This is a genomic window from Bradyrhizobium sp. USDA 4341 (genome assembly GCF_054063755.1).
The window spans coordinates 4,857,743-4,874,432 of the sequence record NZ_JBSSGO010000002.1; the positions used below are offsets into that span (position 1 = coordinate 4,857,743).

17 protein-coding genes are annotated in these 16,690 nt (G+C 65.7%); 7 read left to right on the forward strand and 10 right to left on the reverse strand.

From position 1 onward, the window contains the following. Window positions 1-56 precede the first annotated feature (56 nt). Together ACVIGB_RS29055 and ACVIGB_RS29060 are read left to right on the forward strand one after the other, a co-directional pair. Window positions 57-1,187 carry an FAD-dependent monooxygenase gene (locus tag ACVIGB_RS29055; RefSeq protein ID WP_456720069.1) on the forward strand — a complete coding sequence of 377 codons (1,131 nt, stop codon included), beginning with the start codon at window positions 57-59 and terminating at the stop codon, window positions 1,185-1,187. Further along, window positions 1,184-2,794: a benzoate-CoA ligase family protein gene (locus tag ACVIGB_RS29060; RefSeq protein ID WP_456720068.1), complete on the forward strand. Its 1,611-nt coding sequence runs from the start codon at window positions 1,184-1,186 to the stop codon at window positions 2,792-2,794. The genes ACVIGB_RS29055 and ACVIGB_RS29060 overlap by 4 nt, the downstream gene beginning before the upstream one ends. Window positions 2,795-2,982: 188 nt before the next feature. Here ACVIGB_RS29060 and ACVIGB_RS29065 read toward each other — a convergent pair whose 3' ends face one another. The 3 genes from ACVIGB_RS29065 to maiA are packed head-to-tail and all read right to left on the reverse strand — an operon-like array spanning window position 2,983 to window position 5,301. Further along, entirely contained in the window at window positions 2,983-4,167 is a 1,185-nt protein-coding gene (locus ACVIGB_RS29065) for a 3-hydroxybenzoate 6-monooxygenase (protein ID WP_456720067.1), read from the reverse strand. After that, on the reverse strand, window positions 4,167-4,679 hold the full coding sequence (locus ACVIGB_RS29070) for a MarR family winged helix-turn-helix transcriptional regulator (protein ID WP_456720066.1): 513 nt from the start codon (window positions 4,677-4,679) through the stop codon (window positions 4,167-4,169). Before ACVIGB_RS29070 ends, ACVIGB_RS29065 begins: the two co-directional genes overlap by 1 nt. Next, window positions 4,669-5,301 (reverse strand): maleylacetoacetate isomerase, encoded by a 633-nt coding sequence (maiA, locus tag ACVIGB_RS29075; RefSeq protein ID WP_456720065.1) that lies wholly within the window; start codon window positions 5,299-5,301, stop codon window positions 4,669-4,671. Before maiA ends, ACVIGB_RS29070 begins: the two co-directional genes overlap by 11 nt. Before the next feature lie 108 nt (window positions 5,302-5,409). Here maiA and gtdA point away from each other — a divergent pair, with 108 nt between their 5' ends. Beyond that, complete coding sequence (gene gtdA, locus ACVIGB_RS29080) at window positions 5,410-6,450, forward strand: gentisate 1,2-dioxygenase (protein ID WP_456720064.1); 1,041 nt, start codon at window positions 5,410-5,412, stop codon at window positions 6,448-6,450. 163 nt (window positions 6,451-6,613) lie between these two features. Here the strand turns inward: gtdA and ACVIGB_RS29085 are convergent, their stop codons facing one another. The 4 genes from ACVIGB_RS29085 to ACVIGB_RS29100 all read right to left on the reverse strand — a co-directional run bounded on the left by ACVIGB_RS29085 (window position 6,614) and on the right by ACVIGB_RS29100 (window position 10,849). Continuing rightward, window positions 6,614-7,441 (reverse strand): ABC transporter permease, encoded by an 828-nt coding sequence (locus tag ACVIGB_RS29085; protein ID WP_456720063.1) that lies wholly within the window; start codon window positions 7,439-7,441, stop codon window positions 6,614-6,616. Continuing rightward, window positions 7,434-8,207, reverse strand: a complete 774-nt coding sequence (locus ACVIGB_RS29090; protein ID WP_092119873.1) for an ABC transporter ATP-binding protein — start codon at window positions 8,205-8,207, stop codon at window positions 7,434-7,436. The genes ACVIGB_RS29085 and ACVIGB_RS29090 overlap by 8 nt, the downstream gene beginning before the upstream one ends. A gap of 160 nt (window positions 8,208-8,367) precedes the next feature. Beyond that, complete coding sequence (locus ACVIGB_RS29095) at window positions 8,368-9,372, reverse strand: ABC transporter substrate-binding protein (RefSeq protein WP_456720062.1); 1,005 nt, start codon at window positions 9,370-9,372, stop codon at window positions 8,368-8,370. A gap of 115 nt (window positions 9,373-9,487) precedes the next feature. After that, window positions 9,488-10,849: an FAD-dependent oxidoreductase gene (locus tag ACVIGB_RS29100; protein WP_456720061.1), complete on the reverse strand. Its 1,362-nt coding sequence runs from the start codon at window positions 10,847-10,849 to the stop codon at window positions 9,488-9,490. A 123-nt stretch (window positions 10,850-10,972) separates the two neighbouring features. Between ACVIGB_RS29100 and ACVIGB_RS29105 the strand changes: the two genes are divergently transcribed. Next, window positions 10,973-11,857 carry a LysR family transcriptional regulator gene (locus tag ACVIGB_RS29105; protein WP_456720060.1) on the forward strand — a complete coding sequence of 295 codons (885 nt, stop codon included), beginning with the start codon at window positions 10,973-10,975 and terminating at the stop codon, window positions 11,855-11,857. A gap of 75 nt (window positions 11,858-11,932) precedes the next feature. Beyond that, a complete protein-coding gene (locus tag ACVIGB_RS29110; RefSeq protein ID WP_244549697.1) occupies window positions 11,933-12,184 on the forward strand; it encodes a hypothetical protein in 252 nt (83 codons plus the stop codon). 15 nt (window positions 12,185-12,199) lie between these two features. Here the strand turns inward: ACVIGB_RS29110 and ACVIGB_RS29115 are convergent, their stop codons facing one another. Next, window positions 12,200-13,000, reverse strand: coding sequence for an enoyl-CoA hydratase-related protein (locus ACVIGB_RS29115; protein WP_456720059.1), 801 nt, complete (start codon window positions 12,998-13,000; stop codon window positions 12,200-12,202). Between the two features lie 167 nt (window positions 13,001-13,167). On the opposite strand from ACVIGB_RS29115, the gene ACVIGB_RS29120 reads away from it, so the two are divergent. Then, the gene (locus tag ACVIGB_RS29120) at window positions 13,168-14,142 is read left to right on the forward strand and encodes a ketopantoate reductase family protein (protein WP_456720058.1); all 975 of its coding nucleotides are present in this window, start codon (window positions 13,168-13,170) and stop codon (window positions 14,140-14,142) included. Window positions 14,143-14,182: 40 nt separating this feature from the next. Beyond that, window positions 14,183-14,962 carry an SDR family oxidoreductase gene (locus ACVIGB_RS29125; protein WP_456720057.1) on the forward strand — a complete coding sequence of 260 codons (780 nt, stop codon included), beginning with the start codon at window positions 14,183-14,185 and terminating at the stop codon, window positions 14,960-14,962. A gap of 100 nt (window positions 14,963-15,062) precedes the next feature. Here ACVIGB_RS29125 and ACVIGB_RS29130 read toward each other — a convergent pair whose 3' ends face one another. Further along, window positions 15,063-15,797: an aspartate/glutamate racemase family protein gene (locus ACVIGB_RS29130; protein ID WP_456720056.1), complete on the reverse strand. Its 735-nt coding sequence runs from the start codon at window positions 15,795-15,797 to the stop codon at window positions 15,063-15,065. A 111-nt stretch (window positions 15,798-15,908) separates the two neighbouring features. Beyond that, window positions 15,909-16,589, reverse strand: coding sequence for an alpha/beta hydrolase family protein (locus ACVIGB_RS29135; RefSeq protein WP_456720055.1), 681 nt, complete (start codon window positions 16,587-16,589; stop codon window positions 15,909-15,911). Between the last annotated feature and the right edge of the window lie 101 nt (window positions 16,590-16,690).

Below are 16,690 nucleotides of genomic sequence, written 5' to 3' on the forward strand. Positions count from 1 at the left end.
AGGGCGATTAGGCTGGACTCAATTTGTAAGTACACTGTCAATCTGGGAGGCAGACGTTGCGGATCGCCGTGATTGGCGGAGGGCCCGGCGGGCTCTATTTCGCCTATCTCTGGAAGAAGCGTCATCCTGACGCCGACATCGATCTGTTCGAGCAGAACGCTGCCGGCGCCACCTGGGGCTTCGGCGTGGTGTTCTCCGAACAGGCGCTGGAGTTCCTGCGCGCCGACGACCCCGAGACGGTTGACGCCATCGCGCCGCGGATGGAGAGCTGGAAGAACATCACGCTCAATCTGCGCGGCGAGAGCGTCGAGATCGACGGCGTCGGGTTCTCCTCGATCGGCCGGCTGGCGCTGCTGACGATCCTGCAAGAGCGCGTGCGCAGCACTGGTGTCACGCCGCGCTTCGACACCGTGGTGCAATCGGTCGACGAGCTGAGGGGTTACGACCTGATCGTCGCCGCCGACGGGCTGAACTCGATGATCCGCCGCGATTTTGAGGCCGCATTCGGCGCGTCGGTCTCGCATTCGACCAACAAATTCGCCTGGTACGGCACCACCAAGACCTTCGCGACACTGTCGCAGACCTTCGTGGCGACCGACCTCGGCAGCTTCAACGCCCATCACTATCGCTATGCGAAGGACATGAGCACCTTCCTGGTCGAGTGCGACGCTGCGACCTGGGCGGCTTACGGCTTCGCCGACAAGACGATCGAGGAATCGCAGGCGATCTGCGAACAGGTGTTCGCCGCGACCTTGGACGGTCACAAGCTGATCTCGAACAAATCGGTGTGGCGCAATTTCCCATGGATCTGGAACGAGCGCTGGTCGCACGGCAACATGGTGCTGATCGGCGACGCGCTGCATTCCGCGCATTTCTCGATCGGCTCGGGCACCCGGCTGGCGATCGAGGATGCGATCGCGCTGACCAAGGCGCTGGAGTCCGAAAGCGGCATCGCCGCTGCGCTTGCCCGCTATGAGGCCGAGCGCAAGCCGATCGTGAAGAAGCTCGTCACCGCGGCGCGGACCAGCGCCGACTGGTACGAGCATTTCCCAACGCATATGAAGCGCGACCTGATGGATTTCGCCTACAGCTACATCACCCGCTCCGGCCGGATCGACGACGCGCGGCTGCGCGCGATGTCGCCCGCCTTCATGGCCCGCTTTGAGGCCGCAAAGGGACAATCATGACCGGGATCGCCGACCTCGTTCCGCAGGACAATCCCGGTGCGCGCGAGATCGGCTTTACGATCCCCGAGCGCTACAATGCGAGCCGCATCCTGTTCGACAATCTCGGCAACGGGAATGCCGAACGGCTGGCGCTGACCGGCCCGGCCGGCACGCGGACTTATCGCGAGCTGTGCGCCGAGGCGGCGCGCTGGGGCCACGCCTTCCAGTCGCTTGGGCTAGTGCGCGGCGACCGCGTGCTGCTGTTCCTCGACGACACGCCGGCCTATCCGGCGGCGTTCTTCGGCGCGGTGCGCGCCGGCTTCGTGCCGCTGCTCATCAACACGCTGACGACGCTGGAGCTGCTGCAATTCTATCTGTCCGATGCCGGCGCGCAGGTTGCCATCACCGATGCCGAGTTCTGTTCGCGCTTCAACGCCGAGGCCTGCAAGGACACGCCGCTGCGCACGCTGGTCGTGGTCAATGGCACGGGCACCGGGCATGCCGTCGCGGAGACGCGAAACGCCGGCGAATGGCTGCATGCATTTCCGACCGAACTCGACGCGGCCGACACCCACCGCAACGAGATGGCGTTCTGGATGTATTCGTCGGGCTCGACCGGTCGCCCCAAGGGCATCGTGCATCTGCAGCACGACATGGCCTATAGCGAGATGGCGTTTGCTCGCAACGTGCTGAAGCTTCAGCCCGGCGACATCTGCTTCTCGGTGCCGAAGATCTTCTTCGCCTACGGTTTCGGCAATTCGATCACGTTTCCCTTCTCCGTCGGCGCCGCGACGCTGCTGCTGCCGGGCCAACCCAAGCCCGCCGCGATCTTCGCGGCCATCGGGCAGTACCGGCCGACCGTGTTCTTCGGCCTGCCGACGCTCTACATTACCCTGACCAAGGCCGAGGGCGCCGAGCAAGCCGATTTCTCCTCGCTGCGGATGGCGGTCTCGGCCGCCGAGGTGCTGTCGGCCGATGTGTTCAACGGCTGGAAGCGGCTCACCGGGCTCGAGATCATCGAAGGGCTCGGCTCGACCGAGGTGCTGCACGTCTATCTCAGTAACCGCGCGGAGCAGAAGAAGCTCGGCGCCGCGGGCCTGCGCGTGCCCGGCTACGAGATCATGCTGCGCGACAGCGACGGCCGCGAGGTCGGCGACAATGAGGAAGGCATCCTGTGGGTGCGCGGCGATTCCGCAACGCCGCTGTACTGGAACCGGCCGGACAAGACCGCCGAGACCGTGCGCGAGGACGGCTGGATCTACACCGGTGATCGCTTCATGCGCGACAGCGACGGCTTTCACTTCTTCCGCGGCCGCGCCGACGATCTGATCAAGATCTCCGGCCAGTGGGTCTATCCGCTGGAGGTCGAGCTGTGCCTTGCCGATCACCCTGACGTCCGCGAATGCGCCGTCTACGCCGCCGAATTGCCGGATCGACGCATGACGCTCCGGGCCGTGGTGGTGATGAACAAGGCCGGCTTCGACACCCATGAAGCGACGCGGCGGCTGCAGGACTACGTCAAGGCAAAGCTGTTGCCGTACAAATATCCGCGCGAGGTAAAATTCATCGACGAGCTGCCGAAGACCGGTACCGGCAAGATCGATCGCCAGGCGGTGATGCGCATGTGACAGCCACACACTCGCTGTCGTCCCTGCGAAAGCAGGGACCCATAACCACAAATGCTTGTGACGCGAAGGCTGGGGCCCCAGCCTGCTATGACAACAGCCCATCGGTGGTTATGGGTCCCGGATCGCGCTTCGCTTGTCCGGGACGACACCAGGAATGTGGCGCGTGTCGCGTATCTCACATCGAGCAGCTAGCTACCCAGCCCCGTCCCGCCATACAGCCACGCGATATCGTCGCACCATTCGGCTTGCGACTTCGCGCTCATGATCGCATTGCGGATTCGGGCGTGGTCGCCGGCGGGATGGTAGACGTGCTCGCCGATCGCGCGTGACATCAGCTGCACGCGCGCAGTGCGCGGGAAGCGCTGGCCGCGATAGGCATCGAGCGCGACCGCCTGCTCGTCGTGATTGGCCAGCATGTGCGACAGACAGACCGCGTCCTCCATCGCCTGGCAGGCGCCCTGCGCGAAATATTGCAGCATCGGATGCGCGGCATCGCCGAGCAGCACCACGCGGCCGTCGACCCAGCGCTCGGTGGGGTCGCGGTCGCACAGCACCCAAAGCTTCCAGTTGGTGCCGTGGCGGATGATGTCCTGTGCCCGCTCATGGACATGGGTAAAACCCCTCATCACCTCGTCCTCGGAAACCGGCTTGCCCGCGACGGGCTCCGGCGCATCGTTGTGATAGGTGACGACGAGGTTGAACACCTTCCAGCCCGACAGCGGATAATGCACGATGTGGCATTTCGGGCCGGCCCACAGCGTGGCCGCGTTCCAGCGCAGATCTTCCGGCATCTGCTCGGTCGGAATCACGGAGCGATAGGTGGTGTGGCCGGAAACGCGCGGCGGGCCATCCGCCGTCACCTGCTTGCGGATGTTGGACCACAACCCGTCGGCGCCGATCAGCAGGCGTCCGGTGATGCGCTCACCACTGGCGAGCTTTGCGGTCACCGACGAACCATCCTGCGCGTAGCCCGTCACCTCGCTGGACACGCGCAGCTCGATCAGCTCATGGGTCTGGCAGGCGCGCAGGAACACGCCATGCAGATCGCCGCGATGCACCACGGCATAGGGATTGCCGAACCGCGCGCGAAAGGCGTCGCCGAGGTCGATATGGGTGATCTCATCGGCGGTCAGCGCATCCATCAGCCGCAGCTGGTCGATATAGACCGCCATGTTGCGCGCGGCCTCGCCGACGCCGAGATAGTCGAAGGCGTGGAACGCGTTCGGCCCAAGCTGGATGCCGGCGCCGATCTCGCCGAGTGCTGAGGCCTTTTCCAGCAGGATGGAGCGAATGCCCTTCTGCGCGAGGCCGAGCGCGACGGCGAGGCCGCCGATGCCGCCGCCCGCGATCAGGACCGGCTTGCCCTCCGCCATCAGCCCGACCTCCCCAGATGTTCGAGCGCATCCTCGGCGCGCAGCGGCACCCGCGAGGCCTCGTTGTTGAGGTCGACGAGCTGGGTCAGGAGCGCCAGCAGCGTCTTGCGGTCGGCCGGCTTCAGCGGCTGCAGCATCCGCGCCTGCGCCTTGTCGACCGAGGGCATGATGTCGTTGAGCACGCTGGCGCCGGCTTTGGTGAGGTAGAGCAGCTTGACGCGCTTGTCCTCCGGCGCCGGCTTGCGCACGATGAACTCCTTGGCCTGCAGCCGCTCGATCACATTGCCGAGCGTGGAGCGGTCGAACGCGATCACCGCCGAGAGCCGGGTGGCGTCGATGCCGGGATGGGTCGAGATCGTGACCAGCGCGGCGTACTGCACCGGCGTCAGGTCGAACGCCTTGCACTCCTCGATGAACAGCGCGACCGCGATCTGCTGCATGCGCCGGAACAGATAGCCGGGCGCGGTGTAGACCGCGTCCATGGTGACGGGCGTTGGCTTGCTATTCGGCATCGGGCTGCTTGTCCGGGGCGGCGTCGGCGAACGCCTTGACTTGCTTGGCGGCCGCTTCCGCCTTGAGCAGGCGCGGATAGGCCGACACGTCGACGCCGAAGCGTCGCGCATTGGCGAGCTGCGGTACCAGGCAGAGATCGGCGAGCGTCGGCCGATCGCCGAAGCAGAACGGCCCGGCTTCCGCCGCGATCAGGGTCTCGCAGGCCGCCAAGCCCTCGCGATTGGCCCAGGCCGCCCATTCCGTCACCTGCTCCTCGGGCAGGCCGAGCTTGCGCAGCCGCGCCAGCACTTTCAAATTCTGCACCGGGTGGGTGTCGCAGGCGATCGCCTGTGCGAACGCGCGCACCTTGGCGCGCCGCAGCGGGTCGTTCGGCAGCAGCGGCGGATTGGGATTGGTCTCGTCGAGCCATTCGATGATCGCAAGCGACTGGGTGAGGATCGCGCCGGCATCGCTCTCCAAGGTCGGCACCAGCCCCTGCGGATTGATCGCGAGATAGGCGGGCGCGCATTGCTCGCCCTTGCGCAAATGATGCGGCAGATGCTCGGATGTCAGCCCCTTCAGATTGAGGGCGATCCGGACCCGGTAGGACGCGCTGCTTCGGAAATAGCCATGCAGCTTCATCGGAACCTCCCTTGCATTTCCTCATTGGCTTGGTTCATTGACGCTAGCCATATTGTGAGTATACTGTCAATTAATTGAACCGACAAGAATGATGGTGGGAGGCTTGCCATGGAAGCCGTGCAGAAGACCCCCGAGCGCGAGGCGTTCTACAAGAAGATCGACGGCCAAAACCTCTCGGCGCTGTGGAACGTGATGAACGATCTGATCACGCCGGAGCCGAAGAGCGCCTGCCGGCCGCATCTGTGGAAGTTCGACCAGATCCGCGATTACATGAACGAGGCCGGCAGGCTGATCACGGCCAAGGAAGCCGAGCGCCGCGTGCTGGTGCTGGAAAATCCGGGGCTGCGCGGCCAGTCCAAGATCACGACCTCGCTGTTCGCCGGCGTGCAGATGGTGGTGCCGGGCGACATCGCCCCCGCCCATCGTCACGCCCAGTCCGCGCTGCGTTTCGTGCTCGAGGGCAAGGGCGCCTTCACTGCCGTTGACGGCGAACGCACCGCGATGTCGCCGGGCGACTTCGTCATCACGCCGTCGATGACCTGGCACGACCATTCCAACGAAACCAGTGAGCCGATGTTCTGGCTCGACGGGCTCGACATCCCGATGGTGCAGTTCTTCGACTGCTCGTTTGCCGAGGGCGCCAAGGAAGATCAGCAGTCGATCTCGAAGCCCGCCGGCGCCAGCTTCGCGCGCTACGGCCACAATCTGCTGCCGATCGACCAGAAGCGGACCTCGAAGACCTCGCCGATCTTCAACTATCCCTATGAATACACCCGCGAGGCGCTGGAGAAGGCCAGGGTCGGCGACGAATGGGATGCTTGCCACGGCCTCAAGCTGAAATTCTCCAACCCCGAGACCGGCGATTTTGCGATGCCGACCATCGGCACCTTCATCCAGCTGCTGCCGAAGGGCTTCAAGACCGCGCGCTATCGGTCAACCGACGCCACCGTGTTCGCTGCGATCGAGGGCAAGGGCCGCACACGCGTCGGCGACCAGACCTTCGAGTGGGGAGCGCGCGACCTGTTCGTGGTGCCGAGCTGGCATTGGGTCACCCATGAGGCCGATGCCGACTCCGTGCTGTTCTCGTTCTCCGACCGCCCGGTGCAGCAGAAGCTCGACCTGTTCCGTGAGGACAGGGGGAATGCGTAACACCCGTCGTCCCGGGCAAGCGGAGCGCGACCCGGAACCCATAACCACAGTGTCTTGTTGTTCGAGGTGCTGGGGCCACAGCCTTTTCTAACAACGACATCCTGTGGTTATGGGTCCCTGCTTTCGCAGGGACGACATTGAATTTGTGGTGAACAGCGCGGCCTCACCGCCAGTGCAGCAGCCGCGTCTCCAGCAGGTTGATCAGCCTCCCCACCGCAAGCCCGAACAGCGACAGGATCACGACGCCGGCGAGCAGCTGGTCGGTCTGCATCAGATTGCCGGCCTGCAGCACGAAGGCGCCGATGCCGTATTGCGCGCCGATCATCTCGGCGCTGACGACGAGCAACAGCGCGACCGATGCGGTGATGCGGAAGCCGGCGAGGATCGAGGGCAACGCGCCCGGCCAGATCACGCGGCGCACGATAGCGTGGAACGGCACGTTGAAGCTCTGCGCCATCCGGATCAGATTGCGCGGCACCGCGTCGACGCCGCTATAGACCGAGATCGCGGTCGAGAAGAACACCCCGAGCGCAATGGTCGCGATCTTCGGCTCCTCGCCGATCCCGAGCCACAGGATAAGCAGCGGCAGCAGCGCGATCTTCGGAATCGGGAACAGCGCCGAGATGAAGGTGATGCCGACCCCGCGCGCCATGGTCGACAGCCCGATCGCGAAGCCGACAACGACACCGGCACAGGTGCCGATGATCCAGCCGGTGCCGATCCGCATGATCGACCACGACAGATGCTGCCACAGCGCCCCCGACATCGCGAGCTTAGTGATCGCGACCGCGATCGCCGACGGCGCCGGCAGGAACAATGGATTGACCCATCCTGCGCTGCCGGCGAGCTGCCAGACCGCGATGACGAGCGCGAGCGCGATCCAGCCGGCATAGCGGCTGCCGCCGGGAGTGAAGCCGGCGCCGCGAAACGCGACCGGCCGCGTCGCTTGCGCCGATTGGTCCTTCGTCTCCTGTGGGGAGCGGTCAAGCATGCTGGACCTCGCGCTCGGCATCGATCGCTTCCTTCCGGATCAGCGACCACAATTCGCCCTGCAAGGCGGCCAACTGCGCGCGAGCATCCGGTGCGCCGCGCTCGGCGCGCGTCATCGGGATGGTCACGATCTCCCTGATGCGGCCAGGGCGGCGCGACAACACCACGACGCGGTCGGCAAGCCGCACCGCTTCCTCGAGATTATGCGTGACATAGACCGCGCCCATCGCACCGTCGGTGAGCAGACCCACGAAATCCTCCATCAGGAGCTCGCGGGTCTGCGAATCCAGCGCCGACAGCGGCTCGTCCATCAGCAGGATCGCCGGGCGAACCGCCAGCGCGCGCGCGATGCCGACGCGCTGGCGCATGCCGCCGGACAGCTGCTTCGGATAGGCCGCGCGAAAGTCCGACAGTCCGGTGCGGCGCAGCGCGTCGTCGATCACAGCGCGGCGCTCGCCGGCGCTCAAGGCGGCGTGCAGCAGCGGAAACGCGACGTTCTCCTCGACCGTATTCCACGGCAGCAAAGCAAAATCCTGGAACACGAAAGTCAACGGATTGAGGCTGCCGGCCGGCGGCGTCCCGCGCAGCTCGGCGGCGCCCGCGGCCGGCCGCAGCAGGCCGCCGAGGATCGACAGCAGCGTGCTCTTGCCGCAGCCGGACGGCCCGACGATCGCGACGATCTCGCCGGCGCGGACCGTGAAGGAGACATCGTCGAGCACGTCGAGTGCGCCGAAGCGATGGCTGATATGGTCGGCGATCAGGTCCATGGCGCGCAACTCTCCACTGCTAGACCGTCATCCTGAGGAGCGCGAAGCGCGTCTCGAAGGATGAACGGCCCGGATGCTGCAGCTCGGCCGTCGACCCTTCGAGACGCCGCTTCGCGGCTCCTCAGGGTGACGGGGATAGAGTTGTGCGCGCGATCCGACATCAATCCGCCTTCACGTAATCCTTGGCGATGATCGTGCCGGCGTCAAAGCCCTTGTCCACAAAACCCTGCTCCTGCAGCCATTTGATCTGGTTGTCGACGTTCTTCACGTCGAGCTTGCCGTCGGGATCGACATAGGCGCAGTTGCCCACCACCTGCTCGACCGGCAGATTGGTGTATTTGGCGATGATCTCGAGCAGCGGCTTTGTTTTCTCGTTGATCGGCACCACGCCATCCTTGATCGCGGTCAGGATCACGTCGTGATATTCGTGGTCGGCGCGGGTGAGCGCGGTGAGCAGCTTGGTCACCAACGGCGCGTTGGTCAGCGTCTTCGGCGAAGCGAAGATGGCCCCTAACTGCCACGGCGTCTCGTCGCCGACCCAGCCGAGGAATTTCGCGCCGTTGGAATCCATCAGCGTCCGCGCGGTCGAGACCGGCAGCAGCGCGGCGTCGACGGTTTCGCCCTTCAGCGCGGCGGCCGCGTTCGACAGCGATTGCAGCGGCACGACCTTCACGTCGGACAGCTTGAAACCGTATTTGTCGGCGAGCAGGCCGAGCGAATAGTGGAAGCTGGAGCCGACCTGGGTCACCGCGACGCGCTTGCCGGCGAGATCCTTCGGGGTCTTGAGGCCCGCGGCATAGGCATTGTTGCTGGCAAAATAGCCGATCAGCGGATAGCCGGCCTTCTCGCGGCTCATGCCGCCGATCACCTTCAGCGTGCCCTTGCCGGCGAGATTGTAGAGCCCGGCGGTGAAAGCGGTGATGCCGAAATCGACATCGCCCGACGTGGTCGCGACCGCGATCGGCTGCGCCGCGTCAAAGAACTTCAGCTCGACATCGAGCCCGGCGTCGTGGAAATAGCCCTTGTCCTGCGCGATGAACACCGGCGCAGAGGACGACAGACGCAACACACCGACCTTCGCCTTCAGGAGATCATCGGCCTGCGCGATGCCGCTCGCGGCCCACACCAAGAGACCCGCGAGTGCGAGCCGCGCCCAACCCTTCATTGCCGTCCTCCGCCGAGAGCCCTTTCCGTTCCGACTAGATCGGAACGGGGCTCCAGATTCCTGTCTTGACGCATCTTCTTCACGCGAACCGGTGTCCACTTCGCTTGAAAGTGCTCTAGATTCCTTCAGGCACGGCCTGATCGCGACCGATGAACGCGCCCTGCTTGCCAAGCTGTTGTTGCAACTTTTCGACGGAAATGTCGCGCGGAATCGTATTGCCCGACAGTGCCATCGCCGCCGCGGTTCCCGCCGCCTCGCCCATCACGAAACAGGCACCGGAGACGCGCGCCGCCGATTGCCCTTCATGGGTCATCGAGGCGCAGCGGCCGGCGACCAGGAGATTATCGACGCCATCAGGCACCAGCATGCGGTACGGCAACTCGTTGTAGCCGCGGCTTTCCGGGATCGGCGGAAACTCGAAGATCACGTCGCCCGGCACGTGGGATTCCTTCGGCCAGCCGTTGACGCCGATCGAATCCTCGAACGACGCGCAGCTCAAGACGTCCTCGCCGGACAGCATGTAGCCGCCGATCACGCGCCGCGTCTCGCGGATGCCTAGCTGCGGCGGCAGATCGACGATGTAGGAATTCTCGAAGCCGGGCACCGTGCGCAGGAATGCAAAGGCCTCGACCGCCTGACGGCGGCCTTCGACCTCACCGCGCGTCATGTCATCCGGGTCGATGCCCGAGATGGCGCCGCCATCGCTTCGCGTCACCTGGGTGAAATTCACCCGCCATTCGATCTGCGATTTCTGCGGCCGGACGATCGCGGACTTGCGCGGGAATTTGTGGGTGCCGGCGGCCTCAGCCTCCGCCATCAGCGCCGGGATCGTCCGCCACGCATCGCCTGCTTTCGCCGGATCGATGCCGTTGAGGCGGAACATCATCGAGGGATAGAGCATGCCGCCCTTGTTGTCGCCGACCTCATAGGGCGCGCCGGCCCACACCGCGAGGTCGCCGTCCCCGGAGCAATCGATGAAGATGCCGGCTCGCACCGCCCGCCGGCCGGCCTTGGTTTCCACCATCAGCGCGCGGATGTGCGCGCCGTCCATGACGACGCCGGCGCCGAGCGCGTGGAACAGGATATCGACCTTGTGATGCGCCAAGAGATCGTCGGCCGCGATCTTGTACGCCGCAGTGTCATAGGCCTGCGCAAGGATCTTGCCGAGGATCAGATGCGGGGCGTTCAACCCGCCGAGCCGGTCGATCCGCGCCAGCAGGTCGGAGGCGATGCCCTGCACCACCCGATGCATCTCGCCGAAGACGTTGGCGTGCAGCCCGCAGAAATTGGTCACGCCCGCCGCGGTGCCCATGCCGCCGAGAAAGCCGTAGCGCTCGATCAGCAGGGTCCGCCGCCCGGCGCGCGCCGCGCCGACGGCTGCCGCGATGCCGGCCGGACCGCCGCCGAGCACCACCACGTCATATTCGCCATAGACCGGGACCTGCCGCGCAGGTTCTTCGATCGTGCTCGCTCGCATCATTTCCGCCCTGAACAAAGTTGATTGAGCCAACTATGAATTGATGCGGATTGCAGTACAATCCACCAAATTATGTAATCAGCTTTCGCGAATCGAGAAAGGCAAGGAAAAGGGGAAGAGCAGATGGACACGCTGGTCAACCTCGAAGCCTTCCTCGCCACCGCCGACGCCGGCGGCTTCTCCGCCGCGGCGCGCAAGCTCAACGTCGCGACGTCGGTCGTCGCCAAGCGCGTCACCCAGCTCGAGGGGCGGATCGGCACCGCGCTGTTCCACCGCTCGACCCGCCAATTGCGGTTGACCGAAGCCGGCCAGCAATATGTGCATCGCGCCCGCGGCGTGGTTGCCGATGTCGGCGATCTCTTGTCGCGGATGGGCGAGAAGCAGCGCGATCTCACCGATCATCTACGCGTCAAGGCGCCGACCTCGCTGACGGTGGCGCGGCTCGCCGATGCCTTCACGGTCTTCCAGAAACAAAACCCGAGCGTGAAGCTCGAGATCGTGATGATCGACCGTCCGGTCGATCCGGTGACCGAAGGCTTTGATATCGCGATCGGCGCCTTCCCGCATTCCTTCGGCGGCGTCGTCGACGAGCCGTTGTGCCGGCTGCCGCGGCTGTTGTGCGCCTCATCAGCGTATCTGAAGAAGCACGGCACGCCGAAACATCCGCGCGACCTGGTCGATCACCGCTGCCTCAGCTTCCTGCCGACCGGACCGGAATGGCCGTTCGAGGGACCACGCGGCCGCATCAATATCCAGGTCCGACCGATTCTCTCGTCGAACGAGGGCCGCGTGCTGACGCAAAGCGCGATCGCCGGCAACGGCATCGCGCTGCTCTCGCACTATCTGGTCGCGGACGCGCTGCGCGACGGCGCCTTGCAGCCGATCCTCACCGAGTTTCCGATCCCGGAACTGTGGGTGAAGGCCGCCGTTCCGGAACGCCGCATCAATGCCGCCGCGGTGCAGGCGTTGCTGAAGACATTGAAAAAGTCGCTGTCGCAATCGCTTTGACATGGCGGCAGTCTTGCCCCCTGCACGCCGACCTGAGACAAGGACGGATAAGGATCGCCCGCTTTGAAACTCCTGATGTCAGTGTCGCTTGGCCTCATCCTCGCCGCTGGACCGGCGGCGGCGATCGAGACGTGCCGGTTCATCGAGGCCAAGCCGGAACGCGAAGCCTGCTACCATCGGCAGGAGCAGGAGCTGGCGGCCAAGCGCAAGCCCGAGCCGACGATCACCCAGTCGAGCGAATCCAGGACATTCGAATCGCTGCAGCAGATGCGCCGCGACGACGAAGAGGTCTATCGCAGCATGCACGGCATCTGCCGCGGCTGTTGAGCTGGGCGGCCGGGCTTATGCCCCGCCGCTACCCCAGCGGCCCGCGCGCTTCTCGGCAAAGGACGCAAGCCCTTCCGCCGCTTCGGCGGTTTGCCGCTTGGCGGAATGCAGCTGGACGAGACGCTTGTAGGCCTCATCGTCGACGCCCATGCCGCCGAATGAGCTCTCCATCGCCAGCTTCTTTGTTTCGGCCATCGCATCCGGCGCGTTGCCGAGCAGCTGCTCCACGACCTTGGCGCCGGCGCTTTCGAGATCGGCTGATGGCACCACCTCATGGACCAGGCCGATGCGCCGCGCATCCTCGGCGCCGAAACGTTCGCCGGTCAGCGCGTAGCGGCGCACCTGGCGCACGCCGATGGCATCACAGAGCTGCGGGATGATGATCGCAGCCGTCAGGCCCCAGCGCACCTCGGTGATCGAGAACAGCGCGTTATCGGCCGCGATCACGATATCGCAGGCCGAGATCACGCCGGTACCGCCGCCGAAACAGCCGCCCTGCACCAGCGCCACGGTCGGGACCGGCAGCGTGTTGAGACGCTGCACCGCCTCGAAGGTGGCGCGCGATGCCGCCTCGTTCTCCTCCAAAGATTTCGGCCGCACGCCGTTGATCCATTTCAGGTCGGCGCCGGCCTGGAAATGCTTGCCGTTGCCGTTCAGCACGACGACGCGCACCGGTTTCGTCGAGAGATCGTCGATCGCGGCCAGCACGCCGGCAATCAGCGCGCCGTCATAGGCGTTGTTGACCTCGGGGCGATTCAGCGTGACGGTCGCGACCCCGCGCGCATCGAGGCTCCACAGGACTGGGCTGGCCGACATGACGTTCTCCCTCGTTCGGCATTGCTCTTGCCCGCCACTATGGCGAGAGGAGCTGCCTTGATCCATCACTTTCGAGCGCGCGCGGCCGCGCCGCATGCATGGCGGGTTGCGCAATGCCCTGCGCTTGTGGAAACTGACGCGACACGTTGCAAGGACTTGTTCGACCCATGCGTATTTGCATTTTCGGTGCGGGCGCCGTCGGCAGCCATTTCGCAGTCCGGCTGGCGCGCGCCGGCCACGATGTGTCCTGCGTGATGCGCGGGCCGCATCTCGACGCGGTCCGGTCCGACGGCTTGATGCTGAAGGTCGGCGACAGCAGCGTGACCGCGAAGGTGAAGGCGTCGGCCGATCCTGCCGATCTGGGGCCGCAGGACGTCGTGATCAGCACGCTGAAGGCCACCGGCATCGGCGCGCTCGCAACCGGGCTGTTGCCACTATTTGAACGCGACACCGCAATCGTGTTCGCGCAGAACGGCATTCCCTGGTGGTACGATCTCGGCCTGCCGCCGCAGCATCCTGCGATCCCCGATCTCGGCTTCCTCGATCCCGGCGGGCGCTTGCGCAGCGCCATCCCGAAGGAGCGGATCATCGGCGGCGTGATCTTCTCCTCCAATGAGGTGATCGCTCCCGGCGTGGCGGCGAACCTGACGCCGGATCGCAACCGCCTCCTGATCGGCGAATGCGACGATCGCCGGAGCGAGCGCATCGTCCGGCTGCGTGCGGCGCTCAGTGACGCCTTGATCGAATCGCCCGAGGTCAAGGAGATCCGCGAGACGATCTGGTCGAAGCTACTCACCAACATGTCGATGTCGGTGCTCTGCCTGCTGACCGGGCTGACCGCACGCGGCGTCCGCGACGATCCCGACATGCAGGACGTGATCCCGCGCCTGCTCGACGAGGCCAATGCGGTGGCGACGCACTACATTCCGGAGGTCAAGCGCGTCACCCGCTCAGGGCCGGCGCCGGACCACAAGCCGTCGATCCTGCAGGACTACGAGCTCGGCCGCGCCATGGAGATCGATGTGCTGGTGCGCGCACCGGCGGCGTTTGCCCGCGCAGCTAACCTTCCGACCCCGATGCTCGACCTGATGGCCGCGCTCGCGATCCAGAAGGCGCGTGACAAGGGGCTCTATCAGAGCTGACAATCCGCCCCATGACGCTAACAAGCAGGGATATCGAACCATGCAAGTCAAGGACAAGGTCTGCATCGTCACCGGCGGCGCGAGCGGGATCGGCGAAGCGGTGGCGCGGGCCTATGCCGACGCCGGCGCCCGCGGCGTCGTGGTCGCCGATCTCAAAACCTCGCGCGACCGGCTCGCCAGCGTCGCCGGCGATATCGACGGGCTTGCGGTCACCGCCGATGTCGGGCTCGAGGAGGACGTCAAGGCGCTGATCGCCGCAGCCGAGGACAAGTATGGCCCGGTCGACGTGTTCTTCTCCAATGCCGGGCTGTCGCGCAAGGGACAGGAATCAGCGTCCGATGCCGACTGGGATGTGAGCTGGCGCGTGCATGTGATGAGCCACGTGTTCGCGGCGCGCGCGCTGGTGCCCGGCATGCTCGCGCGCGGCTCCGGCTATCTGCTCAATACGGCGTCCGCGGCGGGGCTGCTGGCCTCGCTGAACTCGATGCCTTATGGCGTGACCAAGAACGCCGCGGTCGCGCTCGCCGAGCATCTCGCCATCCAGTATGGCGATCGCGGCATCCGCGTCTCCGTGCTCTGCCCGCAATCGGTGCAGACGGGGATGACCACGCCGGGCCCGAGCGCGGCGCGCGTCGACGGCGTGCTGCAGCCCGGCGAAGTGGCACGGATGGTGATCGAGGCGATGGCCGAGGAACGCTTCCTGATTCTCTCGCATCCCCAGGTGCAGGAATACATGCAGCGCAAGGCCACCAATCGCGAGCGCTGGCTGTCCGGCATGCGCCGCCTGCGCGACCGGATCTATGGCGGTGCGGCGCCATAAATCCGTCTCCCCGTCATTGCGAGGAGCGACAGCGACGAAGCAATCCATTTCTCGGCGTGCGGCGCCATGGATTGCTTCGCTTCGCTCGCAATGACGGCGGTTAGTCCTCTGGAACCGGCGCGAATCCTTCGAGCAACCCCGAGTATCTTTTCGCCACCGGCGCAGCGTAGGCGCCGCGGCGTGAGGTCGTGAGCTTGAGGCCGGCGAGCGCTTCCGCCTGCTTCACCGCGGCGGCCACGCCGTCCACGACAGGCACGCCGAATTGCGCCGACAGCTCATGCGCGAGATCGGCCATGCCGGCACAGCCGAGCACGATGGCGTCGGCACCCTTCTCCAGCGCGTGGGCGATCTCCGCCTCCAGCTTTGGCCTGGCGCCGGAACCCGGTTTCTCCAGATCAAGCACCGCGACGTCACAGGCGGTGACCGTGGCGCGGTCGGCAAAGCCGTAGCGGCGGACCAGTTCCTCCAGCGGCACGATCGAGCGCGGCAGCGTGGTGACGATGCCGATGCGCTTTGCGATCTGTCCGGCCGTGACCAGCGCCGCCTCGCAGATGCCGACCACCGGATAGCGCGCCGCCGACCGCGCGGCATCGAGCCCGGTGTCGTCGAAGCAGGCGATGATGCCGACATCGGCGTCGGGCGTCTTCAGCAGTGCCTCGATCAGCCCGGGAACAGCGAAGGCCTCGTCGTAGAAGCCTTCGATCGAGGCGGGTCCCATCGATGACGTGACGGCTACGATCTCGGTGCCATCAGCGGCAACCGCCTGGGCCGCAGCGGCGATGGTCGCGGTCATCGACGCGGTGGTGTTGGGATTGACGATCAGGATTTTGGTCATGGGTCGAGATTAGCATCCCTTTCGCGGTCAAGCGTAGCCCGGATGAGCGAAGCGATATCCGGGATCGATCTGCAGTCCCCGGATGTCGCTTCGCTCATCCGGGCTACACACCTACGAATGCTTCGCGACCCAGGTCGCGAATGCGTCCAGCACCTCGGCCATCACCTCGCGGTCGTTGCGGCCGGAGCGCTTCAGGACATGGAAGGAATGGTCGGCCTCCTGCACCAGATGCAACGTCACGCGCGCACCCAGTCCCTTCACCACCGGCTCCAACAGGTCGAGCTCGGCCAGCGCGTCGCGCGTGCCCTGCAGGAACAGCATCGGGACCTTGACCTCTGCGAGATGTTTGGCCCGCTCGCTCGACGGCTGGCCGGCGGGATGCAGGGGAAAGCCGAGGAACACCAGCCCGCGCACGCCGGCGAGCGGCGCTTTGGCCTGCGCCTGCGAGGTCATGCGGCCGCCGAACGACCTGCCGCCGGCGAACAGCGGCAGTTCGCCGCAACGGCGCGCGGCCTCCGCCACCGCGGCGCGCACCGTCGCCTGCGCGACGGCGGGCGGATCGGGTCGCTTGCTGCCCTTCTCCATGTAGGGAAATTGATAGCGCAAGGTCGCGATGCCGCGCTCGGCGAGGCCGACCGCAATCGTCTCCATCGAGGCATGCGTCATGCCCGCGCCGGCGCCATGCGCAAACACATAGGCGCTACGGGCCTGCGCCGGGCGCAGCAGCAGTGCGGACACCGCGTGATCGTCCGAGACCGTGATCGTGAGCGGTTCTGCGCCTGACGCGTTCAAGATGACATCTCGAGGAATTGTTGCTCCGTCATTTCTAGCCGCAGGCAGCCATGCGCGCAAATGCCGCCGGGGAGAACACACCGCAAGTGAACTGGCTCACA